Consider the following 23,592-nt stretch of genomic DNA (forward strand, 5'->3'; position numbering starts at 1 on the left):
CTTCGATACTCGAAACGGCCCGTCTGCTCCGGCAGGCGGGCCGTTTCGCGTGCCGGGCGTTCGCGCGCCGTGCCCTTGGGGTGCGGCGCGCAACGCGGCTCAGCGCAGCTCGGAGATGAGCACCGCGGATGTGCCGGGCTCGAGGGCCTCGAACACGTGGGAGGCGTCTCCGGGGTAGGAGAGGTAGTCGCCGGGGTGGAGCTCCTCGGAGGCGTCCGCAGGCCCGATCTGGGCGCGTCCGCTGATCAGGACCACATGCTCCGTGGTGCCCACGTGGTGCGGCTGCGAGCGGCGCGGTTCGCCCGGCTCCGCCTGGATGATGTACAGGTCGCGGCGGGCGCCCGGGGGACAGGCCGCGATGAGGGTCGCCAGATACGGCGCCGCAGCCGAGGGCACGCCGGCATGGTCACCGGCGCGGATCAGTGTCGGGGCGTTGGTGCGCTCCTCGACGAACGCGGCGAACGGGACCCCGAGCGCGTCGGCGATCGCCCACAGCGTCTCCACGCTGGGGCCCGAGGATCCGTTCTCCAGCTGCGACACCGTCGCCTTCGAGATGCCCGCGCGGCGGGCGAGCTCGGAGACGGAGATCCCCGCCGCCTCGCGCTCTCGACGCAGGGACCGGGAGATGCGCTCGCGGAGATCGTCCATGAGGCCAGTATTCCAAACGATCGTTCACCTTGACAAACGATTTGCTCTTGTTCACAATGATCGTCATGCGTTCAGAGGAGCGAACGATCGAGAGCGGCCACGAGGACGACGTCGCCACCGAGGTGCGCATCGCGCGCCGGGAGGCGTTCGGCGTCGCCCTCGCCACGAGCGCCTACGGGATCTCCTTCGGCGCGCTCGCGGTCGCCAGCGGCTTCGACGTCTGGCAGACGTGCGTGCTGAGCCTGTTGATGTTCACCGGTGGATCGCAGTTCGCCTTCGTGGGCGTGATCGGTGCGGGCGGGCTCGCCGCCGCACCTGCCGCGATCGCCTCGGCGCTGCTGCTGGGCGTCCGCAACGTCGCGTACGGCATGCGGATGTCGCCGGTGATCGGACGAGGGGCCTTCCGGCGCGGTCTCGCTGCTCCGTTCACGATCGACGAGTCCACCGCTGTGTCGCTCGCGCAGCGCTCGCCGCGGGCGCGCCGCGTCGGGTTCTGGATCACCGGTGTCGGGATCTATCTCGGCTGGAATCTGACGACCCTGCTCGGCGCGCTGCTGGGCGACGTGCTGGGGGATCCGAAGACGTACGGACTGGATGCGGCCGCCGCCGCGGCATTCCTCGCGCTGCTGTGGCCGCGCCTGCGCAAGCGTCAGGCCATCGCGGTCGGCATCGCGGCCGCCGCCGTCGCCACGGTGCTCACCCCCGTGCTGATCCCCGGCCTTCCGGTGCTCGTCGCGGCGTTCGTCGCGATCCTCGTCGGCTGGTTCAACTGGTTCGCGCCGAAGAGCGTCGTCCGGACGCCGGGGGAGGATGCGGCATGACCCTGTGGAACGCGGTGCTGCTGGCCGCCATCGGCTGCCTGGCGCTCAAGGGCGCGGGCTATCTCGTGCCGGCGTCGGTGCTCGAGGCGCCGCGGCCGGCGCGGATCACCGACCTGCTGACGGTTGCGCTGCTGGCCGCCCTCGTGGCGGTGCAGACGCTCGCGGCCGGTCCGCACATCGTCGTGGACGCGAGGGTGCCCGCAGTGCTCGTCGCGGCGGGCCTTCTGCTGCTGCGGCAGTCGTTCCTGGTCGTGGTGATCGCCGCCGCGGTCGTCGCGGCTCTCCTGCGGCTCCTAGGGTGGGCCGCGTAAGCTCGGACCGTGCGTGGATCCTGGCTCGGCAGAGCGCTGTCGTGGGTGGCCCTGTTCGTGGTGGGGGCGGTGTTCGGCCTCGCGACGACGGTCACGCACGCGACCTCGGTGTGGGGGCTGCCCTGGGCCGGCCTGGTGCTCGGCGCCATCGCGTGCGGCGGGATGCTCCTCGCCGTGCGGCTGCTGCTGCACGACCGCTGGGGTGCGCTCGCGACGGGTCTCGGAATGCTCCTGGGCATGGTCGTGATCTCGGGTCGCGGACCCGGCGGCTCGGTCATCGTTCCGAATGATCTGCTGGGCGTGACCTGGACCTGGACCGTCGCCGTGATGGTGCTCCTGGTCGCCGCCTGGCCGGACTTCTCGCGGATCCGCCGTCTCCAGCAGGAGCAGGCGGCCCGAGGGCGGGTGGCGGGAGAAGCGTCCGCCGACGGGTCGTAGACTGGATCCGTGACATATGTGATCGCTCTTCCCTGCGTCGACGTGAAGGATCGTGCCTGCGTCGACGAGTGCCCCGTGGACTGCATCTACGAGGGTGAGCGATCGTTGTACATCCACCCCGACGAGTGCGTCGACTGCGGCGCGTGCGAGCCCGTCTGCCCGGTGGAGGCGATCTACTACGAGGACGACCTCCCCGAGGAGTGGGCGGACTACTACAAGGCGAACGTCGAGTTCTTCGACGAGATCGGATCCCCTGGTGGGGCCGCCAAGGTCGGCGTGATCCACCACGACCACCCGGTCATCGCCGTGCTGCCGCCGCAGGGCGAGTAGCCACCGCCATGTCCGTCCGCGATCTCGCCGACTACCCCTGGGACGCGGTCACCCCGTTCCGTGAGCGTGCGGCCGCGCACCCCGACGGCATCGTCGACCTCGCGATCGGCTCCCCGGTGGATCCGACGCCCGAGATCATCCGCCATGCGCTCGCCGAGGCGACCGACGCGCATTCCTATCCGCAGACGGTCGGCACCCCGGCCGTGCGCGAGGCGATCGTGGACTGGTACGCACGGCGCCGCGGCGTGCCCGACCTGCGCGTGGACAACGTGATGCCCACGATCGGCTCCAAGGAGCTCGTGGCGCTGCTGCCGACGCTGCTCGGGCTCGGCGCCGGCGACATCGTGGTGCAGCCGCGCGTCGCCTATCCGACCTACGCGGTCGGCGCGCAGGTCGTCGGCGCCACGGTCGTGAGCGAGGACGATCCGGCGCTCTGGCCCGAGGGCGCCAAGCTCATCTGGATCAACACCCCCGGCAACCCGGACGGACGCACCTGGAGCGTCGACGAGCTCGCCGCGGCGGTGGGACGGGCGCGCGAGCTGGGCGCGATCCTCGCGAGCGACGAGTGCTACGCCGAACTCGGCTGGGACGGTCCGTGGGCCACGGAGCCCGTGCCCTCCGTGCTGGACCCGCGCGTCACGGGAGGGACCAGGGCGGGCCTGCTCAGCGTGTACTCGCTCAGCAAGCAGTCCAACCTCGCCGGCTATCGGGCCGCGTTCGTCGCCGGCTGCGCCCGCGTGGTGGGGGAGATCCTCACCGCCCGCAAGCACCTCGGCCTCATGCCGCCCGCGCCCGTGCAGCACGCCATGGCCGTCGCCCTGCGCGACGACGAGCACGTGGCGGCGCAGAAGGAGCGCTACCGGCAGCGGCGCGACGTGCTGCGGCCGGCGCTCCTCGACGCGGGCTTCCGGATCGACGGCTCGGAGGCGGGCCTGTACCTGTGGGTCACCCAGGGTCGCGACGCCTGGGAGTCCATGGGCGTGCTCGCCGACCTCGGGATCCTGGCGGGTCCAGGGCCGTTCTACGGCGAGCACTCTCCGCAGCACGTCCGGCTCTCGCTGACGGCGCCGCTCGAGCGGATCGAGGCGGCCGCGGCGCGCCTGCGCGGAATGGCTTCGTAGGTTTCCACAGGGCCGAGGGCGTCACTCTTGGTCGTTTTCACAGTAGGTCTGCGCGCGGACTAGGCTGTATGAGCGACGCGATCGCGGGCCCACCGGCACGGATCGCGCATCCCCCACACGAGACAGACGCATGAGGAGGTCTGCGTGAGCGCAGCGGGCGAGCGGCCTACGAAGGCAACGCTGACAGTAGGCGACAAGACCGCGGAGTTCCCGATCCTGCATGGCACCGACGGGCACGCCAGCATCGACTTCTCCACCCTGACCAGGCAGACCGGCCACACCGGTCTCGACTACGGCTTCGTGAACACGGCCTCCACCAAGTCGGAGATCACGTTCATCGACGGCGACAAGGGGATCCTGCGCTACCGCGGCTATCCCATCGAGCAGATCGCCAACTCCTGCTCCTACCTCGAGGTCGCCTGGCTGCTCATCTACGGCGAGCTGCCGAGCGCCACGGAGCTGGCGGAGTTCGACGAGAAGATCCGTCGGCACACGCTGCTGCACGAGGACCTCAAGCACTTCTTCTCCGCACTGCCGCACACGGCGCACCCCATGTCGGTGCTGTCGAGCGCGGTCGCGGCCCTCTCGACGTACTACGAGGGCGAGACGGACGTGAACAACCCGGAGCACGTCGAGCTGAACATGGTGCGCATGCTCGCCAAGCTCCCGGTGATCGCGGCGTACGCGCACAAGAAGAGCGTCGGTCAGGCGTTCCTCTACCCGGACAACTCGCTGAGCTTCGTGGACAACTTCCTCAAGCTCAACTTCGGCGTGCACAGCGAGCCTTACGAGATCAACCCCGTCATGTCGCGGGCGCTCGAGCTGCTGCTGATCCTGCACGAGGACCACGAGCAGAACGCCTCCACCTCCACGGTGCGCCTGGTGGGATCCACCGGGGCGAACCAGTTCGCGTCGATCTCCGCCGGGATCCAGGCGCTCTCCGGACCGCTGCACGGCGGCGCCAACGAGGCCGTGCTGACCATGCTCGGCCAGATCCGCGACTCGGGTCAGAGCGTGCAGCGCTTCGTCGAGCGGGTGAAGAACAAGGAAGACGGCGTGAAGCTCATGGGCTTCGGGCACCGGGTCTACAAGAACTACGACCCGCGCGCGAAGCTCGTCAAGGCCGCCGCCGACGAGGTGCTCACCGAGCTCGGCGTCACGGATCCGCTTCTCGACCTGGCGAAGGAGCTCGAGGAGATCGCTCTCGCGGACGACTACTTCCAGGAGCGCCGTCTGTACCCGAACGTCGACTTCTACACCGGCGTGATCTACAAGGCGATGGGCTTCCCGACCCGCATGTTCACGGTGCTGTTCGCGATCGGCCGCCTGCCCGGCTGGCTGGCGCAGTGGCGCGAGCTGAACCTCGACCCGCAGACCAAGATCGGCCGCCCGCAGCAGCTGTACACGGGGTCGCGCGAGCGCGAGTTCCGCCGCAACTGAGCCGGCGCACAAGCGAAGGAGGGAGGATCCGCATGGGATCCTCCCTCCTTTCGTCTTCCCGGTCGGGAGGCCGAAGGGCGCAGGCTCTTGACCGCGGGTTCCGGCGGGTGTATGACTCACATGACTGGGGGCGGTGAGGACGGTCGAGGTCGACCTGACGACGCCGCGAGACGGTCGCGGACCAGGGCGGACTCGTGGTCGCGACCGCTGCAACGACGATGAGGATCAGGCGGCGTGACCGGCGTCGGCCGCCTCCGTCGCGGGGTCACGAGCGTCCGAGGGCGAGCGCTGCCGACGCCGCTCACCCGATCGCCCTGCGGAAGGTGCTCTCATGTCCGACAAGCACAACATCGCGACGCCGCACGAGCGGCGCCCCTTCCAAGCCCACGGCCACATGGATGTCGTGACCCTGGGCGACTTCACGCTGGGACGAGGCGTCTTCGAGCCCGGCTGGCGGTGGTCGAACGACGTCAAGCCGATCGCGGGCACGGAGTCCTGCCAGACGCATCACACCGGGATCTGCCTCGAAGGGCAGATGACCGTGCGGTTCGATGACGGCACCGAGCTCGACGTGGGTCCGGGCGATGTGGTCGACCTCAGCCCCGGGCACGATGCCTGGACGGTCGGCGACACCGCCTGCGTCTTCGTCGACACCGGTGTGAAGGGATACGCAAAGCCGGCGTGAGCCACGATCCGTGGATCGCGGCTCACGCCGGCTCAGTCATCGCGTCTCCGGCTGCCTCCAACCGCGAGACTCCATCTGGGCGACGAGAATGCGGCTAATTACTGCAGTCTCGTCGCGGAGTTGGAGTCTCGCGGTCAGGAGCTGGTCAGCGAAAGCGGTCGGCGAAAGCGGTCAGCGGCCGGTCGGCGTGCCCTGCGGACGCGACGAGCGACGGCGGCGACGCCGGGCGGGAGCGGGAGCCGAGGCATCGCCGGCTCCGGCCGCGCGGCGCTGACCCTGGGGCTGCCGGTTCTGCGCCTGCGGGGCGGGCTTCTTCTTCGGCGCCTGACGCTGCGGCTGCTGGACCGGTGCGGGCTTCACGTACGCGGCGGTCTCGCCGACGAGCTCGGCCACGGCGGGGGAGGTCGCGGAGACCGGCTCGATCGCCGCGCTGATCTTCGCCTTGCGCAGCAGGTCCTTCACGTCGCGGCGCTGCTCGGGCAGCAGCACGGTGACGACCGTGCCCGCCGCGCCCGCGCGCGCCGTGCGACCGGAGCGGTGCAGGTACGCCTTGTGCTCGGCCGGCGGATCCACGTGCACGACGAGGTCGACGTCATCGACGTGCACACCCCGGGCGGCCACGTCGGTCGCCACGAGCACGCGCACGCCGCCGTCGGCCGGGTCACCGGAGAACGCCGCGAGGTTGCGCTCGCGGGCCCCCTGGGAGAGGTTGCCGTGCAGGTCCACGGAGGGGATGCCTGCCGTGGTGAGCACCTTGGCGAGCTTCTTGGCCTGGTGCTTCGTGCGGGTGAACAGGATGCGTCGGCCCGCGCCGGAGGCGAGCGTCTGCACGAGCACCTTCTTGACGTCGGCGTCGGCGACCTCGAGCACGCGGTGGGTCATCTCGCCCACCGGAACGCTGGACTCGTCGACCTCGTGGCTGACCGGGTTGGGCAGGAAGCGGCGCGCGAGCACGTCGATGCCGTTGTCGAGCGTGGCGCTGAAGAGCAGGCGCTGGCCGTCCTTCGGCGTCGCGTTCAGGATGCGGGTCACGCCGGGGAGGAAGCCGAGGTCGGCCATGTGGTCGGCCTCGTCGAGCACGGTGATCCGCACCTCGTCGAGGCGCACGACGCCCTGCTTCATGAGGTCTTCGAGGCGGCCCGGGCAGGCCACCACGATGTCGACGCCGCGGCGCAGCGCCTCCTCCTGGGGACGCTGGCTGACCCCGCCGAAGACCGTGGTCACGCGCAGGTTCGCGGCCTTGGCCAGCGGCGCGATGGTCGCGGCGATCTGCGAGGCGAGCTCGCGGGTCGGCGCGAGCACGAGGCCGCGCGGGTGCTGCGGCCGGGCCTTGGCTCCGGACAGGCGCGCCACGAGCGGGATCGCGAAGGCGAGGGTCTTGCCGCTGCCGGTGCGGCCACGGCCGAGCAGGTCGCGTCCGGCGAGGGAGTCGGGCAGGGTGCCCTGCTGGATCGGGAACGCTTCGGTCTTGCCGTCGGCTTCGAGCACGGCGGCGAGCTCGGCGGGCACGCCGAGATCGAGGAAGGTAGGCATGGATATCTCCTGGACCGGATCGTCCGGCCGCATACGGGCGTCTGTTCGACGCGAGAGGTCGCCGCTCGAGAACCGGATCGCGAGGGGGAGCAGGGCTCCGCTTCCAGGGATCGAATCCAGGGGATCCGGGATGGCGACGAGATGCCGGAAGATCCGACATCCCGTCCATCATATCCTGGATCCCCCGATCCTAGGTTCAGGCGTCGACGAGCTCGGGAAGCGCGGTCGCCGAGGTGGTGACCGCGGGGCGGGTGCGCACCACCCAGACGATCGCACCAGCGAGGAGCGTCGCGACGGCGACGAGCCCCCACGCGGTGGCGAAACCGGAGCCGGTGCCGTGCGGTGCCGCGCCGAACACGATCGCCCCGGTCGCGGCCGAGCCGATCGCGGATCCGATCGTGCGGAGGTTCGCGTTCACGCCGGTCGCGACGCCGGTGACCGCGGCGGGCACGCTCTGCACGACGATTCCCGCGGAGGCCGCGTACGCCAGCCCGCATCCGATCCCGAAGCCCGCGCCGGCCAGGGCGAGCTGCCACGGCGCCGAGTGCGCGAGGGCGGCGGACGCGCCGGAGAGGCCCATGAGCACCGAGCCGGTGATCAGGAGGGTGCGCAGCGACAGGACGCGGTTGAGCGCACCGGTGGCGAAGCCGACGCCGCTCATGCCGATGAGCATCGGGACGAGCATGAGCCCGGCGTCACGCACAGAGAGGCCCGCACCGCCGGCGGACGTGGACAGTTCGAGGAACTGCGGCAGGTAGCCCCAGAACGCGAAGACGCCGGCTCCGATCAGGAGCGATGCCGCGTTCACCGGCCAGATCGCAGGCGAGGTCAGCAGGCGCAGATCCACGAGGGGCTCCTTCGCGCGGAGCTCGCAGGCGATCCAGGCCGCGAACGCGAGGACGGCGACCGCGAACAGCGCGAGCACGGCCGGCGACGTCCAGCCCCAGCGCGAGCCCGTGCTGAGCGGCACGAGCAGCGCCACGAGCCAGGCGGAGAGCAGCACGGAGGAGAGCGTGTTGACCCGCCCCTGTGCACGCACGCCGCTGTCGCGGACCGCGGCGAGAGTGAGGAAGGCGCCGAGCGCCGCCACCAGGAAGGGAACGGCGAACGTGCCGCGCCAGCCGACGAGATCGGCCAGCGGGCCGGCGAGCACGGTGCCCGCGGCCCCGCCGATGCCGATGACGGCGCTCACCACGCCGATCGCCCCGGTCACGCGTTCGCGGGGCAGGGCGTCGCGGAGGAGGCCGTAGGCGAGGGGGAACAGCGCGCCGCCGACGCCCTGCAGCACACGGGCGACGATGAGCACCTCGAGCGTCGGGGCGATCGCGGCGAGCACGTCGCCGGCCGCGGTGACGCCCAGGGTGATGAGGAAGGTCGTGCGCCGGCCGCGCAGATCGCCGACGCGTCCGAGTGTGGGCGTCGCGACGGCGGCGGCGATCAGCCACGCGGTCATGGTCCAACTGGCCGCATCCGCGGTGACGCCGAACTCCGCCTGGATGAGGGGCACGAGCGGGATGACGAGGTTCTGAAGAAGCGCGATGGAGGAGACCGCCACGGCGATCGCGACCAGGATCGAAGTGGATGAGCGGGACATGAGTTCCCTTCCGGAGCCTGGAGAAGAGGGGTAAAGTGGAGGGAGGCCTCCGAACGGAGGATGCCTCCGGATTGAGATTACCGGAGGGTCCCTCCGGTTTGCAAGGGGTCTTCCGAGACTTTTTGGAAGGACGGCACGATGGGCGGCCAGAACCGGGCGACGACGACGCTGGAGGAGCGGCGACCGCGCCGCGCCGATGCCGCGCGGAACTTCGACGCCCTCGTCGCCGCAGGGCGCGAGGCGTTCGCCGAGGACGGCTCCGGCGCCTCGCTCGAGGACATCGCACGCCGGGCGGGCGTGGGAATCGGCACGCTGTACCGCAACTTCCCCACTCGGGACGACCTGATCGAGACGCTCTACCTCCGTGAGGTCGCCGCGCTCGCCGACGCCGCCGACGAGGTGGCCGACCTGCCGCCGCGGCAGGCGTTCGAGGCGTGGCTCGACCGCTTCGTCGAGTACGTGGGCACCAAGCACGTGCTGCTCGACGGCCTGAACCGGGAGTCGACGGTGTTCGCGGAGTGCCGCGGTGTGATGCTGGGCGCGGGGGAGCCGTTGCTGCGGCGCGCGCAGGAGGACGGCGCCGTCAAGGCGGACGTCGCGATCGCGGACGTCGTCAAGCTCATCGCCGGTGTGAGCGCGGTCGCCTACGACGACGAGGAGCAGCGCCGCCGCGTGCTCGGCCTCGCGATCGGTTCGCTGCGCTCCTAAGCGTGCAGCGCCTCGTTGAGCGTGACGCCCACCCCGGCGCGGCGCACGGCCTCGACGGCACCGGAGAGCGAGTTGCGGCGGAACAGGATCCCGTTCTCGCCGCTCAGTTCGCCGCCCTTGACGACGGGGCGGCCGCCGTCGGCCAGGGGGGCGCCGTCGGCGAGCACGATCTTCGTCCCGGCCGTGACGTAGAGCCCCGCCTCGACGATGCAGTCGTCGCCGAGGGAGATGCCGATGCCGGCGTTCGCGCCCAGCAGCGTGCGCGCGCCGATCGAGACGCGGTGCGTGCCGCCGCCGGAGAGCGTGCCCATGATCGAGGAGCCGCCGCCGATGTCGGATCCGTCGCCGACGACGACGCCCTGCGAGATCCGGCCCTCGACCATGGATGCGCCGAGCGTCCCCGCGTTGAAGTTCACGAAGCCCTCGTGCATGACCGTGGTGCCGGGCGCCAGGTGGGCACCGAGGCGCACCCGGGAGGCGTCGGCGATCCGCACGCCCTCCGGGAGCAGGTAGTCGGTGAGCCGCGGGAACTTGTCCACGCCGGAGATCTGGATCCCCGCGCGCTGCAGCAGTGGGCGCAGCCGCGCGGCGTCGGCGGGGAGCATCGGTCCGGCGCTGGTCCAAGCGACGTTCGGCAGGTGGCCGAAGATGCCGTCGAGGTTCAGCTCATTGGGGCGCACCAGCAGGTGCGAGAGGGCCTGCAGGCGCAGGTAGGCGTCGGCGGTCGACGCCGGGGCGGCATCCAGATCGATCGACAGCTGCACCGCTTCGACGGTGACGTTGCGGCGCTCATCCGGACCGGCGAGCGCCTCGAAGGTCATCGCGGAGGCGGCGAGGGCTCCCGCGGACGGCTCGACCGTGCCGATCTCGGCGAACCAGGCGTCCAGGACGGTTCCGTCGCCGGCGATGGTGGTCAGTCCGGAACCGTGGATCATGCGAGCGTCGGTCATGCCTCCACGCTACCGAACGCCTGCCCCCAGGTTCCCCTTCATGACGCGGCGCTAGGGTGGGGACCATGCCGCTCGATCTCACCGCCTCCGCGGCGGACATCACCCGCGCGATCTGCGACATCCCCAGCGTCTCGGGGGAGGAGAAGCCCCTCGCCGACCTGATCGAGGAGGCCGTGCGCGCACTCGGCCATCTCGAGGTGCTCCGCGACGGCAACACGATCGTCGCCCGGACGAATCTGGGCCGCGCGCAGCGCGTCGCGATCGCCGGGCACATCGACACGGTGCCGATCAACGCCAACGTGCCCACGCGCGACGTGGAGATCGACGGCGAGGCGCTGATCTGGGGTCGCGGCACGGTCGACATGAAGGCGGGCGTCGCGGTGCAGCTCAAGCTCGCCGCCGAGCTCACCGAGCCCGTGGTCGACATCACCTGGATGTGGTACGACAACGAGGAGGTCGAGGCCGCGCGCAACGGCCTCAAGCTGCTCGCCGACCACCGGCCGGATCTGTTCGAGGCCGACTTCGCGATCCTCGGCGAGCCCTCGAACGGAGAGGTCGAGGGCGGCTGCAACGGCACGCTCCGCGCAGTCGTGCGCACGACCGGTGTGCGCGCGCACTCGGCGCGCGCCTGGATCGGCGAGAACGCGATCCACCGTGCGGCGCCGATCCTGGCCCGCCTGGCCGAGTACCGTCCGCGCGAGGTCGCCGTCGACGGCCTGGAGTACCGCGAGGGGCTGAACGCGGTGCGGATCAGCGGCGGCATCGCCGGCAACGTGATCCCCGACGCCTGCGAGGTCGAGGTGAACTACCGCTTCGCCCCGAACAAGTCCGCCGCCGATGCCGAGGCGCACGTGCGCAACGTGTTCGCCGGGTTCGCGGTCGAGATCACCGACGTCGCGGAGGGCGCCCGCCCCGGCCTGGACGCCCCGATCGCGCAGGAGTTCGTCGCCGCCGTCGGCGCGACCCCGAAGCCGAAGTACGGGTGGACCGACGTGGCGCGATTCTCCGCGCTGGGCATCCCCGCGGTCAACTACGGACCAGGGGATCCGCATCTCGCGCACCATGACGAAGAGCGGGTGCCGCTCTCGCAGATCACGGCCACCGAACGGGGCCTGCGTTCCTGGCTCAGCGGTGCCTGAGCTCGCCGCCACGGCGGTGCCTCGCCGACGCAACGCCGCCGCAGCGCCGCGGTGGGCCGCGCGGTTCTACGCCCGCACGCCCGCCTGGGCGGGAATCCTCGCCGTCTACGTCGGCGCCCGCCTGATCACCACCGGCCTGATGTTCTGGGCGACCACGCTGTCCGGCGCGCCGGGCTCGCGGTTCGGCAACGGCGCATCGATCGCGTCATTCGTGACCGGGTGGGATGCGCAGTGGTACTGGTACATCGTCGTGTACGGGTATCCGACCGTCCTGCCGCTCGGCCCGGACGGGCACATCACTCAGAACGCCTGGGCGTTCCTGCCGGTGTACCCCTGGGTCTCGCAGGTCTTCGCGTTCCCGTTCGGCAGTGGAGGCTGGGGCGTGGGCGCCGCACTCGTCTCCCTCGTGGCCGGCTATCTCTGCTGCCTCGTGCTGTTCCGGATGATGCGCGGTCGGATCGGGCGGATGGCGGCCATGTGGACGGTCGTCTTCTTCGCCTCCGGCCCTCTGGGCGCCCTGTTCCAGGTGGGCTACGCCGAGGTTCTGAACATGCTGTTCCTGCTGCTCGCGCTGGACGGCCTGATCCGCCGCCGCTACGTGCGGCTGTATCCGCTGATCGTGCTGATGGGCTTCACGCGGCCCGGCGTCCTGGCCTTCGCGCTCATGCTCGGCCTCATGCTCGTGCTGCGCTGGGTGCGCCGGAAGGCGGATCCGCTGACCGGCCGCGAGGTCGTTCACTATCTCGCCCTCGGAGCGCTCGGCGTCGTCGTGGGCTTCGCCTGGCAGGTGATCGCGGGGGTCGCGACGGGCGTGCCGAACGCCTACCTGGAGACCGAGCTGAGCTGGCGCGGGTTCTGGATGCCGCAGGACGGGCACACCGTGTTCTCGCCGTTCGAGGGATGGCTGAGCGCGGTGCCGTACTGGGCGCAGCTGCTGGGCCTGCCCGGGTGGCTCGGGCTCGTGGTGCTGGCACTGCTCGTCCTGCTGTTCGCCGCGGCGCTGATCTTCGGCCCCGGCGTGCGGAGACTCGGACCGGAGATCCGCCTCTTCTCGGCGAGCTACGCACTGTATCTGCTGGCCGTGTTCTTCCCTCAGTCCAGCACGCTGCGGCTCATGTTCCCGATCGCTCCGCTCTGGGGCGCGGTCGGGTGGCGACGCTCCTGGTGGCTGCGCATCGCCGTGCTGCTGGCGTGCATCGGCCTGCAGGCGCTGTGGATCGCGAACGTGTACGGCTTCGCGAACACCTTCTGGCGCGTGCCCTGAACCGGTCCGAACACGGCCCGGCCCGGCCGCGCCGCGGTAAGCGGTGTCCCAGCACCCACTAATATGGGAATCGTAGACCACCGAGGAAAGGGAGCACCGCGATGGCAGCGATGAAGCCGAGGACTGGCGACGGACCCATGGAGGCCGTGAAGGAGGGCCGGCTGATCATCGTGCGCGTCCCGCTCGAGGGCGGCGGGCGTCTGGTCGTCTCCGTCAACGACGCGGAGGCGAAGGAACTTCACGACGTGCTGAGCAACGTCGTGGCAGCCGCCTGAGCGATCCGCACGATTGCACAGATCCAGATCTTCTCAGATCTTCGAAAGGCCCGCATCCTGCGGGCCTTTCGTCATTCCGCGATGCCGGTCAGCTGCAGCAGGCCCTCTCCGACGGTGCTCAGCGCGGCGAGCACGGCGGGGGACTGCTGGGTCTCCTGGATGAGCGAGCGGTAGGCGACCGTCACCTCGTCGCGCTGCACCGGATCCGCGACCCTGCCGCCGGCGAGCACCCGCGGCACGAGTACGGTCCCGCCGGCGCGCACGAGTCGCAGGCCGTGCTCGACGTACTCGATGACGTTCTCCGGATCCGCGTCCACGAGGACGATGTCGTAGGCGGCCTCGTTCATGCGGGGGAGCACGTCGGCGGCCCTGCCGGAGATGAACCGGGCGCGCGTCGGGGCGATCCGCGCGTCCTGGAAGGCGCTGCGGGCGGCGGCGAGGTGCTCCGGCTCGTTGTCGATCGAGGTGAGCACGGCCTTGGGGGCGCCGCGAAGCAGCCACAGGCCGGAGACGCCGGCACCGGTGCCGATCTCGACGATCGAGCGCGCGCCGGTGGCCGCGGCGAGCACGGCGATCTGGGCTCCGACGGCGGCGCTGATGGGCTGCGCGCCGAGCTCGACCGCATGCGCGCGCGCCCGCGCGATCTCATCCGGCTCGATGATGGCTTCTCGCACGTACCGTGCGTTGGCGTCCTGCTCGCTCACTTCGACTCCCTGGCGGTCGCTCACTGCACCGCATGTTCCCTCAGCGTAGGCGTCCTATGTGTCTGCGCGAGCGAGGCGCGGCGGTACCCTTGTGACATGTTCTTCGGCATCACCATCGAGAAGCTGCTCGTGATCGGCGTGATCGCTGCCCTTCTCGTGGGCCCCGAGCGCCTTCCGAGGTACGCGGAATCGTTCGCGCACCTGGTCAAGAAGGCCGGCGACTACCTGCGCGGCGCCAAGGATCGGATGCGCGAGGAGGTCGGGCCGGAGATCGATGAGCTCGACTGGCGCAAGCTCGACCCGCGGCAGTACGACCCGCGTCGAATCATCCGGGATGCGCTGCTGGACGACACCCCCGCCGTGCAGGCTCCCGCCGCCCCCGTGGCAGCGGTCGAAGCCGCTCCGGCGCCCGCGGCCGCGGGTTCCGCCGCGGCACTGCTGGCCACCGCGACCGCGATGAACGCCGCCTCGGCCTCGGGCGAGACCGTGCCGGCGACGAAGGGGCCGAAGGTGTTCTCCTCCGAGGAGCTTCCCCCCTACGACAGCGAAGCCACCTGATCCCGTTCAGCGAGGGGTGACGGACAGGCGCCGCCCGGCGAGGCCGCGGCCCGCCTGATCGATGGCGTCCGCGACCGCGAGGATGGCGCGCGCCGCAGGATCCTGCGGATCCCCGAGCACCACAGGCAGGCCGGCGTCGCCGCCGGTGCGCAGTGCGGGGCTCAGCGGAACGGAGGCCAGCAGCGGGACGGGGTCCGCGTCCTGCGAGAGCGCGTCCACCACGGCCTGTCCGCCGCCGGAGCCGAACAGATCGAGCACGGTCCCGTCCGGCAGGGTCAAGGCGGCCATGTTCTCCACGACCCCGATCACGCGCTGCCCGGTCTGCCGTGCCACGAGCCCGCTGCGGATCGCCACGTCGGATGCGGCCTCCTGCGGCGTGGTCACGACGAGCACCTCGGCGTGGGGCAGGAGCTGGCCGAGCGTGATCGCGATGTCGCCGGTCCCGGGCGGCATGTCGATGAGCAGCACATCCAGATCGCCGAAGAACACGTCGGTGAGGAACTGCTGCACCGTGCGGTGCAGCATGGGCCCGCGCCACGCGACGACGGATTCGCCCTCGCGCAGGAACATCCCGATCGAGATCGCCTTCACGTCGTGCGCGACCGGGGGCAGCATGAGGTCGTCGATCCGGGTGGGCTGGGTGCCGGGGGCGATGCCGAGCAGCCCCGGGATCGAGAAGCCGTGCACGTCGGCGTCGATCAGGCCGACCCTGCGGCCGCGCGCGGCCAGCGCGACGGCGAGGTTGGCGGTGAGCGAGGACTTGCCGACTCCGCCCTTGCCGCTCGTGACGGCGATCACGCGGGTGAGCGAGTCCGGGCCGAACGGCATCTGCCGGGGGGCCCTGCCATCGCGAAGGCGTTCGGTGAGAGCGCGGCGCTCCTCGGGCGTCATCACGCCCACCGCGACCTCGACGGCTTCGATCCCGGGGACGGCGGCTGCGGCCGCGTGCACGTCGGACTCGATCCGCGTCGCCGCGGGGCAGCCGACGATGGTCAGCGCGATCCCGACGTGCGCGACCGTGCCGTCCACCGTGATGTCGCGGAGCATGTCGAGGTCGGCCAGCGGGCGGCGCAGCTCGGGGTCGGTGACGGCGCCGACGGCGCGCCGGACCGCGTCGGCGAGTTCGCCGGTCACGGAGCCTGCTCCGCAGGATCCTCGTCGCGCAGGTCCGCCAGCATCGCCCTGAGCTCCGCGCGCAGCACCTCTCGGGTGACGCCCTGGGCCGAGCGCTCCTCTAGTGCCATGCGCAGCGCGACGATCTCACGGGCCAGGTACTCGGTGTCGGCGAGATTGCGTTCTGCGCGCTGCCGGTCCTGCTCGATCTGCACGCGGTCGCGGTCGTCCTGCCGGTTCTGCGCGAGCAGGATCAGGGGAGCGGCGTAGGAGGCCTGCAGCGAGAGGATCAGGGTGAGCAGGGTGAAGTTCGTCGCGGCGGGGTCGAACTGCCAGTCCCGGGGCATGGCGATGTTCCACCACAGCCAGACGATGACGAACACCGACATCCCGATGAGGAAGCCGGAGGTGCCCATGGCCCGTGCGAACGCCTCCGAGAACCGCCCGAAGGTGTCGCTCGACGGCATCGAGGACGAGCCCCGGCCGAGCATGCCGGAGCGGCCGCGGGGCAGATCCAGTCCCCGACGGCCCGACTTCGCCATCATCCCGCCGCTCCCGGCGTCGTGACGGACCGCGCGGATCCGTTGTGGTCATCGGCGTCGTGAGAGCGCCAGTCGTCGGGGAGCAGGTAATCGAGCACGTCGTCGACGCTGATCGCGCCGACGAGCCGGTGCGCCTGATCCACGACCGGGAGCGAGACGAGGTCGTAGCTGGCGAGCATGCGCGCCACCTCGGCCGCTGATGCGGTCGCGGGCACCGGTTCGAGCGTGTCGTCGACGATCGCGCCCAGCCGTTCGTGCGGGGGGTAGCGCAGCATGCGCTGGAAGTGCACGACGCCGAGCAGGCGTCCCGTGGGCGTCTCGAACGGCGGCAGCGTGATGAACACCGCGGCGGCCAGGGCGGGGTGCAGCTCGTGCCGGCGGATCAGGGCCAGCGCCTCGGCGACCGTGGCGTCGGCGGAGAGGATGATCGGCTCCGGGGTCATCAGACCGCCCGCGGTGTCGGGGCTGTAGCGGAGCAGCATGCGCACGTCTTCCGCTTCCTCGGGCTCCATGAGCTCGAGGAGGTGCTCCAGGCGGCCCTGCGGCAGCTGCGCGAGCAGGTCGGCGGCGTCGTCCGGCTCCATCTGGTCGAGGATGTCCGCGGCGCGCTCATCGCCGAGACGATCCAGGATGTCCATCTGGTCGTCCTCCGGCATCTCCTCGAGGGCGTCGGCGAGGCGCTCGTCCGGCAGCTCCTCTGCGACCTCGATACGGCGCTGCTGAGGCAGGTCGAGCAGGGTGTTCGCGAGGTCGGCGGGGTGCATCTCGGAGTAGGTGGCGACGAGCTGCTCCGCCGACTGCGCTTCACCGGGACGGTTGTGCTCGTGCACCTGGTTCCACGTCGCGAACGTGGTCGGCCCCTTCGCGAACGGAGAGGCGCTGGTCTTGGGCTTGCGCAGGAAGAGCTGGCTCACGGACCACTCGCCGAGCCGATTCGGCTCGATCGCGACATCCTCGATCACCGCGGTTCCGGAGGCGTCGGAGAAGTCGACCCGCCGGCCGACGAGCTCGGCCATGATGCGCACCTCGCCGTTGCGCGGCTTGAAGCGGCGCACGTTCATCAGCCCGGACGTGATGACCTGCCCCGTGCTGATGGATCCGACGCGCCCGATCGAGAGGAACACCTGCCTGCGGCCGGGGATCTCGCACACCAGGCCGATCACGCGAGGGGCCGCGCTACTTCGGTACACGACGACGACATCACGGACTTTCCCGATCCGGTCGCCGGCGGGGTCGAACACGGCGCACCCGGCCAGGCGCGCGACGAAAACCCGCTGTGTGCTCATGGTTCCAGCGTACTGTCCGAATCCCTCTGAACCGGGGCGGGTGACGGCATCCGGCGGCCGCATCGCGGGCGCATGGAACAATGGACCGATGAGCATGATGAACGCGTCGGGCCCCGCGGGCGAGATCGGCGAGACGGTCGCCTCCGTCTCGGAGTACGAGGCCGCGCAGAAGCTCGTCTCGCAGCTGATCGCGGGGGAGATCCCGGCCAGGGCGATCGCCATCGTCGGCGTCGGCGTGCAGACCGTGGAACGGGTTACCGGCCGCCTCGGCTATGCGAACGCCGCGCGCTCCGGCGCCGTCAACGGCGTGCTCATCGGACTCTTCCTCTCGGCGATCTTCGTGCTGGGCAATCCCTCCGTGCCGATGCAGGCCTTCGTCGGGATCCTCTTCGTCGGCGTCGCGATCGGCATGATCCTGAGTCTCATCACGTACTCGATCGTGCGTCGCCGCCGCGACTACGCGAGCGTCATGCAGCTCAAGGCCGACCACTACGAGGTGACGGTGCTGCCGGATTCCGTCGGCAAGGCGCGTCAGGTGCTCGGCCGCGCCGTGACGCCCGTCCCGCCGTCCGGGGCGGCTGCCGCACCGGCCACCGGCCCGGCTGCCGGTCCCGCTGCCGCGCCCCCGCAGTACGGCGAGCGCATCGAGGAGCCGCCCCGCTACGGCGAGCGCATCGTGCCCCAGCGCCCGCCGATGCCGCCGGCCCCGCCTGTCGTCCCTGTGTCGCCGGCACCCGCGGCGACGCCGCCGGTCGAGGGCGAGCCGGTCGAAGGTGCAGCCGTGGCAGACAAGCCCTCCGAGGGTGCGAACCCCGCCGAGGGCGAGAACCCGGCGGGCGACGGCGCCGCGCGATGACCGCGCTCCCCGAGGAGCGGTTCCGTATTCCGGTCCCGCTCCCCGCCGGGACCGTCGAGGTGTCTGCGGTGTTCGGGCCCGCGAGCGGCGGCGCGGACGTCGGGGCCGCCGCGCCGACCGTGGTGATCGCGCACGGGGCAGGAGCGGGGATGGATCATCCCTTCCTCACCGGCTTCTCCGCCGCGCTGCGGGCCGCGGGCCTGCACACGCTGCGGTTCACCTTCCCGTACCTCGAGGCGGGGCGGCGCATGCCGGGCCCCGCCGCGCACGCGATGCTCACCTGGCGTGCCGTGATCGCGGCGGTGCGCGAGCGCGGATCCGGATCCGTCGTCGCGTGCGGCAAGTCCTATGGCGGACGGATGGCGTCGATGGCCGCCGCCGAGGAGGCCGGCCTCGACGCGGACGCGCTGGTCTACCTGGGCTACCCGCTGCATCAGCCCGGCAAGCCGGAGAAGCCCCGGATCGAGCATCTGCCGGCGGTGGGGCAGCCGCAGCTCTTCGTGGAAGGCTCGAACGACCCCTTCGTGCAGCCGCTTTCGCAGCTCGAGGAGGCCGTCGCGTCCTGTCAGGACGCGCGGATCTTCTGGATCGACGCCGGCGGGCACTCGTTCGAGGTGAAGGGCCGCAAACGCCCGGCCGACGAGATCGGGGCGGATCTGGCGCCTCTCGTCGCCGGGTTCGTCCGGTCGGGTTTCGTGATCGATGCGTCCGTGCCGGGCGCATCAGGGAAGGACGAAGAGGGAGACGCATGAGCACCGCGGAGGAGCTGGACGCGATCGGGATCGACAGGCTGCGCGAGATCGGCAGCCTGAAGTGGTCGGTGTTCCCCGAGGCGATCGGGGCGTTCGTCGCCGAGATGGACTTCCCGCCCGCCCCGGCGATCGCCGCCGCCATGAAGGGCGCGATCGACGACGGCCTGACCGGATACCTGCCGGCGGCCGTGCGCACGCGCATGACCGAGGCGACGGCGCGGTGGCAGCGGGACCGCTACGGCTGGGACGTGCCGGCGGAGCGGATCCGCCCCGTGCCCGACGTGCTCACCGCGCTGCGCGCGACCATCGACTATTTCACGGCGCCCGGTTCCAAGATCGTGCTGCCCACCCCCGCGTACATGCCGTTCCTCACGATCCCGGCGATGCATGATCGCGAGATCATCGAGGTGCCGATGCTCGTCGAGGACGGGCGCCACGTCTACGATCTGGACGGCATCGACCGGGCGTTCGCGGACGGCGGCGGCCTGCTGATCCTGTGCAACCCGTACAACCCGCTCGGGCGCGTGTTCGAGCGGGCCGAGCTCGAAGCGGTCGCGGAGGTCGTCGCACGGCACGGCGCACGCGTGTTCTCGGACGAGATCCACGCGCCGCTGGTCTTCGCGCCGCACCGCCACGTCCCGTATGCGAGCATCAGCGCGGTGACCGCGGGGCATACGATCACCGCGGCGAGCGCCTCGAAGGCGTTCAACCTGCCGGGCCTCAAGGCGGCGCAGGTGATCCTGACGAACGACGCGGATGCGGAGACGTGGGCGCGGCCCGAGGTCGCCTGGGCCGAGCACGGCACGGCGAACCTCGGCGTCATCGCGACCACGGCGGCCTTCGACGAGAGCCGGGAGTGGCTCGACGGGACGCTCGACTACCTCGACGGCAACCGCCGGATCCTCGGCGAACTCCTCGCGGAGCACATCCCTGACATGGGCTACCGCGCGCCGGAGGGCACCTACATCGCGTGGCTGGACGCGCGCGGGCTCGGCATCGAGGGCTCGCCCGCCGCGTTCTTCCGCGAGCACGCGGGCGTCGCCATGACGGACGGGATCGCGTGCGGCGCCGCAGGGGAGGGCTACCTGCGCTTCATCCTCGCGACACCCCGCCCCGTGATCGAGCAGGCCGTGCGCCAGATGGCCGCCGCACTGCGCGAGCACGCCGCGCGCTGAGCGCGCCGCGCGCTCCCGGTCGCGCGCCCACTTTCGCCGAGGCCCCCTCGCAGCACCGAAGCCCCCTCGCAGTTACGCAACTGCGAGGGGGCTTCGGCGTTCAGAGGGGGTCTCGACGCCCGGTGACAGTCAGGATGCGGATCCCTGCACGCGGGCGATCCAGGCCTCGACCTCGGCGGAGGTGCGGGGGATGGCGGACGAGAGGTTCACCGGGCCGTTGGCGGTGATGAGGATGTCGTCCTCGATGCGCACGCCGATGCCGCGATACTCCTCCGGCACGGTCAGATCGTCGATCTGGAAGTACAGGCCGGGCTCGATCGTGAACACCATGCCGGGCTCGATCGTGCCGTCGTAGTACATCTCGCGGCGGGCCTGCGCGCAGTCGTGCACGTCGATGCCGAGGTGGTGGCTCGTGCCGTGCACCATGTAGCGGCGGTGCTGGCCGCCGTTGTCGGCGTCGAGCGCCTCCTCGGCGGTGACGGGCAGCAGGCCCCACTCGGCGGTGCGGCGCGCGATCACGTCCATCGCTGCCGCGTGCACCTCACGGAACAGCACGCCGACCTTCGCAGCGGCGAACGCGGCGTCCGCGGCCTCGACCACGGTGTCGTAGATGCGGCGCTGGACGTCGCTGAAGGTGCCGCTCACCGGCAGGGTGCGGGTGATGTCGGCGGTGTAGAGGCTGTCGGCCTCGGCTCCGGCGTCGACGAGGATCAGGTCGCCCGGCAGCACGGCTCCGTCGTTGCGGGTCCAGTGCAGGTAGCAGGCGTGCGGGCCGGACGCGGCGATCGTGTCGTAGCCCTCCCAGTTGCCGTCGCTGCGGGCGCGCTGGTGGAAGACGCCCTCGACGATGCGCTCGCCGCGCGGATGCGCGATCGCGCGGGGGAGGTCGCGGATGATGTCGTCGAAACCGTTCGCGGTGATCTCCACGGCACGGCGCATCTCGGCGACCTCGTAGGCGTCCTTGACGAGGCGCAGCTCGGAGACGAACTGCGTGAGTTCGCCGTCCTCGTCGACCACGAGGTCGTGATCGCCCGCCGCGAAGTCGTCGAGATGCGCGGTGGCCACGCCCAGGTCGGCGGCGACGCCGGCGAGTGCGGGACGCGGTCCGATCCAGAACTCGCCGATCGTCGCGTCGGAGTAGAACTCGCTCGTGGTGCGGTCGGCGCGCTCGCGGAAGTACAGGGTCACGTCGTGACCGTCCGCGGTGGGCTCGAAGACGAGCAGGGAGTCGGGCTCGGAGTCGGCGGCCCACCCGGTGAGGTGCGCGAACGCGGAGTGCGCGCGGAACGGGTAGTCGGTGTCGTTGCTGCGCTGCTTGAGGGATCCGGCGGGGATCACGAGGCGCTTGCCGGGGAAGGCCGCCGAGACGGCCGCGCGCCGGGCCGCGGCGTACGGCGCCTGCGCGCGCGGAGCGGGCGAGGACTCAGGGCGCTCGGCCCAGCCCGTGGAGATGGTGTCGAGGAAGCCCTGGGGGAAGGGCTGGCGGCGGTTGGTGATCGTCGAGGTCGTCGCGGTGGCGGCATCGCCCTGCTGCTCGATCGTGTCGTGCTCGGAGGTCATGCATCCATCCTCTCACCGGCGGGTGGGAGAAGGATCCGGGGCGGGAGGCGGCGAAGAGGCTCGGACCGCCGGTTTCGGCGATCCGAGCCCCTCCTGTCGATCCGATCAGATCACTGCACGGCCTTGAGCGCGTTCACGATGCCGTGACCGTAGTAGCTGTTCAGCTCCGGCGTGCCCACGCACGCGGCGCCCTCGTCATACTGCGGAGCCGAGCATGCGGTCGGCGTCGCGTCATCCTCGAGCTTCTGCACCATCTGCGCGGGCGTCAGCTCGGGGTGTGCGGACTTCATGAGCGCGAGCACGCCGGCGACGTGCGGAGACGCCATCGAGGTGCCGCTCTTGAGGCCGTACTTCCCGCCGGGGATCGTGGAGAGGATCCGGGATCCTGGGGCCGCCACGTCGATCTCGCCGAGACCGCGGTTGGAGAAGTACGACAGCTGGCCGGTCTGCGTGAGCGAGGAGACGGTCACGACACCGGGGACCTGCGCGGGGATGTCCTTGCAGCCCTGGTTGATCGTGCGCGGGGTCGGCTGGGCGGCGTCGTCCGGGCTGCCCTCATCGCGTGTGTTCACCGTCAGGTCGAGGCCGGAGTTGCCGGCCGCCGCAGCGCTCACGACACCCTTCGAGTTGGACCAGTTCACGGCGCGGGCCACGGCCTCGCGGACCGCCGCCTGGTCGGGCTGGTCGTCGCACCAGAACTCGAACGGGTCGATGTAGTAGCTGTTGTTGGTCACGTCCATCCCGCGCTGCGCGGCCCACATGAAGCCGCAGACCGCGTACTCGGGGTAGATGAAACCGTCGTCGTTGACGACCTTGACCGACGCCAGTCGCACGTTCGGGGCGACGCCGACGATGCCCACGTCGTTGCGGGCCGCCGCGATCGTGCCGGCGACGTGCGTGCCGTGGTCGGACGTGGTCGGGTACCAGCCGCCCTCGGCCTGGTCTGGCCGTCCGCCCGTGGTGCAGTTGACGGAGTCCGCGACGTCGAGGTTGGCCTGCAGGTCGGGGTGCGTCGGGTCGATGCCGGAGTCCAGCACGCCCACGAGGACGTTGCGGTTGCCGTCGGTGACCTGGTGCGCCTGATCCGCCTGGATCATCGTCATGTCCCACTGCTGGGATTCGAGCGAGTCGGAGGCGGCTGCGGGCACCGGCTCGGTGGGCTCGTCGCCGTTGACGGGCTTGTTCTTGCCCTGCTTCCAGCCGGAGGCGCCAGGTCCCCACGGCGCCTGCGGGCCGGTGACCTTGTCCTTGACCTCGACCGTGCGGGTGGCGCCGACCGACGCCACGACGTTCTTGCCCTTGGCCTTCACGGTGTCGCGGAACGCCGCGCGGTCGGACTGCGCGATGACGACGCCGATCTCGGGCCAGCTCTGCACGACGACGCCGCCGGCCTCGGTCACGGCCTTCTCCGCCTTGCGGGTCTGACCGGGGTTCGCCTGGCCGATGTTGACCACGTAGCTCATCACTGTGCCGTCCGGCGGGGTGATCGGGACAGGTGTCGATGGCTCGTTCGTCGCCGCGGTGGCGCTGACGGAGCCCGCCAGGACCAGTCCCAGCGCCGCGACGGTGCAGGCGATGGTGCGGAACGAGCGGTGGGCGTTTGGCATCCTCATCAGTGAGGGTCCTCTCGTGGGGGTGGGTGCCGACCAGGTCGGCGCGGGCGGATGGCCCTGCATCGTTTCTAGCCGCCTCTCCCAGCCATTTCAATGCTTGCTGATAGCGGAGTATCAGGGTAGGAGCGGGATCCGGATCCGGATCCCGCGGCGCCGTGGCGCATAGTCCGCCGGGC

At 71.1% G+C, this 23,592-nt stretch carries 25 protein-coding genes; 15 read left to right on the forward strand and 10 right to left on the reverse strand.

Going from position 1 to position 23,592, the window contains the following annotated elements; translation table 11 throughout:
* Nucleotides 1-99: 99 nt before the first annotated feature.
* Nucleotides 100-648 carry a helix-turn-helix domain-containing protein gene (locus RS86_RS10725; protein ID WP_045272229.1) on the reverse strand — a complete coding sequence of 183 codons (549 nt, stop codon included), beginning with the start codon at nucleotides 646-648 and terminating at the stop codon, nucleotides 100-102.
* A 65-nt stretch (nucleotides 649-713) separates the two neighbouring features.
* Here RS86_RS10725 and RS86_RS10730 point away from each other — a divergent pair, with 65 nt between their 5' ends.
* The 7 genes from RS86_RS10730 (at nucleotide 714) to RS86_RS10760 (ending at nucleotide 5,794) form a co-directional block, all read left to right on the forward strand.
* Nucleotides 714-1,469 carry an AzlC family ABC transporter permease gene (locus RS86_RS10730; RefSeq protein ID WP_045272355.1) on the forward strand — a complete coding sequence of 252 codons (756 nt, stop codon included), beginning with the start codon at nucleotides 714-716 and terminating at the stop codon, nucleotides 1,467-1,469.
* Nucleotides 1,466-1,780, forward strand: a complete 315-nt coding sequence (locus tag RS86_RS10735; protein WP_045272230.1) for an AzlD domain-containing protein — start codon at nucleotides 1,466-1,468, stop codon at nucleotides 1,778-1,780. The genes RS86_RS10730 and RS86_RS10735 overlap by 4 nt, the downstream gene beginning before the upstream one ends.
* A 9-nt stretch (nucleotides 1,781-1,789) precedes the next feature.
* Entirely contained in the window at nucleotides 1,790-2,218 is a 429-nt protein-coding gene (locus RS86_RS10740) for a histidinol dehydrogenase (RefSeq protein WP_200892789.1), read from the forward strand.
* Nucleotides 2,219-2,227: 9 nt separating this feature from the next.
* Entirely contained in the window at nucleotides 2,228-2,548 is a 321-nt protein-coding gene (fdxA, locus tag RS86_RS10745; protein ID WP_045272231.1) for a ferredoxin, read from the forward strand.
* Between the two features lie 8 nt (nucleotides 2,549-2,556).
* Nucleotides 2,557-3,669, forward strand: a complete 1,113-nt coding sequence (dapC, locus tag RS86_RS10750; protein ID WP_045272232.1) for a succinyldiaminopimelate transaminase — start codon at nucleotides 2,557-2,559, stop codon at nucleotides 3,667-3,669.
* Between the two features lie 144 nt (nucleotides 3,670-3,813).
* A complete protein-coding gene (locus RS86_RS10755; RefSeq protein ID WP_082076727.1) occupies nucleotides 3,814-5,109 on the forward strand; it encodes a citrate synthase in 1,296 nt (431 codons plus the stop codon).
* A 331-nt stretch (nucleotides 5,110-5,440) separates the two neighbouring features.
* On the forward strand, nucleotides 5,441-5,794 hold the full coding sequence (locus RS86_RS10760; RefSeq protein ID WP_045272233.1) for a cupin domain-containing protein: 354 nt from the start codon (nucleotides 5,441-5,443) through the stop codon (nucleotides 5,792-5,794).
* A gap of 171 nt (nucleotides 5,795-5,965) precedes the next feature.
* On the opposite strand, the gene RS86_RS10765 is transcribed toward RS86_RS10760, so the two are convergent.
* Both RS86_RS10765 and RS86_RS10770 read right to left on the reverse strand, forming a co-directional pair.
* The gene (locus RS86_RS10765) at nucleotides 5,966-7,327 is read right to left on the reverse strand and encodes a DEAD/DEAH box helicase (protein WP_045272234.1); all 1,362 of its coding nucleotides are present in this window, start codon (nucleotides 7,325-7,327) and stop codon (nucleotides 5,966-5,968) included.
* Nucleotides 7,328-7,523: 196 nt separating this feature from the next.
* Nucleotides 7,524-8,921, reverse strand: coding sequence for an MFS transporter (locus tag RS86_RS10770; protein WP_045272235.1), 1,398 nt, complete (start codon nucleotides 8,919-8,921; stop codon nucleotides 7,524-7,526).
* A 138-nt stretch (nucleotides 8,922-9,059) separates the two neighbouring features.
* On the opposite strand from RS86_RS10770, the gene RS86_RS10775 reads away from it, so the two are divergent.
* Nucleotides 9,060-9,629: a TetR/AcrR family transcriptional regulator gene (locus RS86_RS10775; protein ID WP_045272236.1), complete on the forward strand. Its 570-nt coding sequence runs from the start codon at nucleotides 9,060-9,062 to the stop codon at nucleotides 9,627-9,629.
* On the opposite strand, the gene dapD is transcribed toward RS86_RS10775, so the two are convergent.
* Nucleotides 9,626-10,579 carry a 2,3,4,5-tetrahydropyridine-2,6-dicarboxylate N-succinyltransferase gene (gene dapD / locus RS86_RS10780; protein WP_045272237.1) on the reverse strand — a complete coding sequence of 318 codons (954 nt, stop codon included), beginning with the start codon at nucleotides 10,577-10,579 and terminating at the stop codon, nucleotides 9,626-9,628. The genes RS86_RS10775 and dapD overlap by 4 nt on opposite strands.
* Before the next feature lie 65 nt (nucleotides 10,580-10,644).
* Between dapD and dapE the strand changes: the two genes are divergently transcribed.
* The 3 genes from dapE (at nucleotide 10,645) to RS86_RS20160 (ending at nucleotide 13,257) form a co-directional block, all read left to right on the forward strand.
* On the forward strand, nucleotides 10,645-11,718 hold the full coding sequence (gene dapE, locus RS86_RS10785; protein ID WP_045272238.1) for a succinyl-diaminopimelate desuccinylase: 1,074 nt from the start codon (nucleotides 10,645-10,647) through the stop codon (nucleotides 11,716-11,718).
* Entirely contained in the window at nucleotides 11,711-12,982 is a 1,272-nt protein-coding gene (locus RS86_RS10790) for a hypothetical protein (RefSeq protein WP_235281743.1), read from the forward strand. The genes dapE and RS86_RS10790 overlap by 8 nt, the downstream gene beginning before the upstream one ends.
* A 101-nt stretch (nucleotides 12,983-13,083) precedes the next feature.
* Entirely contained in the window at nucleotides 13,084-13,257 is a 174-nt protein-coding gene (locus RS86_RS20160; protein WP_082076728.1) for a DUF3117 domain-containing protein, read from the forward strand.
* A gap of 71 nt (nucleotides 13,258-13,328) precedes the next feature.
* Here RS86_RS20160 and RS86_RS10795 read toward each other — a convergent pair whose 3' ends face one another.
* Complete coding sequence (locus RS86_RS10795) at nucleotides 13,329-13,961, reverse strand: O-methyltransferase (protein ID WP_045272240.1); 633 nt, start codon at nucleotides 13,959-13,961, stop codon at nucleotides 13,329-13,331.
* 96 nt (nucleotides 13,962-14,057) lie between these two features.
* On the opposite strand from RS86_RS10795, the gene RS86_RS10800 reads away from it, so the two are divergent.
* Nucleotides 14,058-14,519 carry a hypothetical protein gene (locus RS86_RS10800; RefSeq protein ID WP_045272241.1) on the forward strand — a complete coding sequence of 154 codons (462 nt, stop codon included), beginning with the start codon at nucleotides 14,058-14,060 and terminating at the stop codon, nucleotides 14,517-14,519.
* 6 nt (nucleotides 14,520-14,525) lie between these two features.
* On the opposite strand, the gene RS86_RS10805 is transcribed toward RS86_RS10800, so the two are convergent.
* From RS86_RS10805 to RS86_RS10815, 3 genes are read right to left on the reverse strand one after another with little or no spacing between them, the layout of a single operon-like run.
* Entirely contained in the window at nucleotides 14,526-15,653 is a 1,128-nt protein-coding gene (locus RS86_RS10805; RefSeq protein ID WP_045272242.1) for an Mrp/NBP35 family ATP-binding protein, read from the reverse strand.
* Complete coding sequence (locus RS86_RS10810) at nucleotides 15,650-16,174, reverse strand: DUF1003 domain-containing protein (protein WP_045272358.1); 525 nt, start codon at nucleotides 16,172-16,174, stop codon at nucleotides 15,650-15,652. Before RS86_RS10810 ends, RS86_RS10805 begins: the two co-directional genes overlap by 4 nt.
* A complete protein-coding gene (locus RS86_RS10815; protein WP_045272243.1) occupies nucleotides 16,174-17,460 on the reverse strand; it encodes a magnesium transporter in 1,287 nt (428 codons plus the stop codon). Before RS86_RS10815 ends, RS86_RS10810 begins: the two co-directional genes overlap by 1 nt.
* A gap of 88 nt (nucleotides 17,461-17,548) precedes the next feature.
* On the opposite strand from RS86_RS10815, the gene RS86_RS20805 reads away from it, so the two are divergent.
* The 3 genes from RS86_RS20805 to RS86_RS10830 are packed head-to-tail and all read left to right on the forward strand — an operon-like array spanning nucleotide 17,549 to nucleotide 20,243.
* On the forward strand, nucleotides 17,549-18,316 hold the full coding sequence (locus RS86_RS20805) for a general stress protein (protein WP_200892790.1): 768 nt from the start codon (nucleotides 17,549-17,551) through the stop codon (nucleotides 18,314-18,316).
* Nucleotides 18,313-19,068 (forward strand): alpha/beta family hydrolase, encoded by a 756-nt coding sequence (locus tag RS86_RS10825; protein WP_052680207.1) that lies wholly within the window; start codon nucleotides 18,313-18,315, stop codon nucleotides 19,066-19,068. The genes RS86_RS20805 and RS86_RS10825 overlap by 4 nt, the downstream gene beginning before the upstream one ends.
* Nucleotides 19,065-20,243, forward strand: coding sequence for a MalY/PatB family protein (locus RS86_RS10830; protein WP_045272244.1), 1,179 nt, complete (start codon nucleotides 19,065-19,067; stop codon nucleotides 20,241-20,243). Before RS86_RS10825 ends, RS86_RS10830 begins: the two co-directional genes overlap by 4 nt.
* Nucleotides 20,244-20,372: 129 nt before the next feature.
* Here the strand turns inward: RS86_RS10830 and RS86_RS10835 are convergent, their stop codons facing one another.
* Nucleotides 20,373-21,803: an aminopeptidase P family protein gene (locus RS86_RS10835; protein ID WP_045272245.1), complete on the reverse strand. Its 1,431-nt coding sequence runs from the start codon at nucleotides 21,801-21,803 to the stop codon at nucleotides 20,373-20,375.
* 110 nt (nucleotides 21,804-21,913) lie between these two features.
* Nucleotides 21,914-23,416, reverse strand: a complete 1,503-nt coding sequence (locus tag RS86_RS10840) for a S8 family peptidase (protein WP_045272246.1) — start codon at nucleotides 23,414-23,416, stop codon at nucleotides 21,914-21,916.
* Nucleotides 23,417-23,592: the final 176 nt, after the last annotated feature.

This window comes from Microbacterium azadirachtae (assembly GCF_000956505.1).
GTDB lineage: Bacteria > Actinomycetota > Actinomycetes > Actinomycetales > Microbacteriaceae > Microbacterium > Microbacterium azadirachtae_A.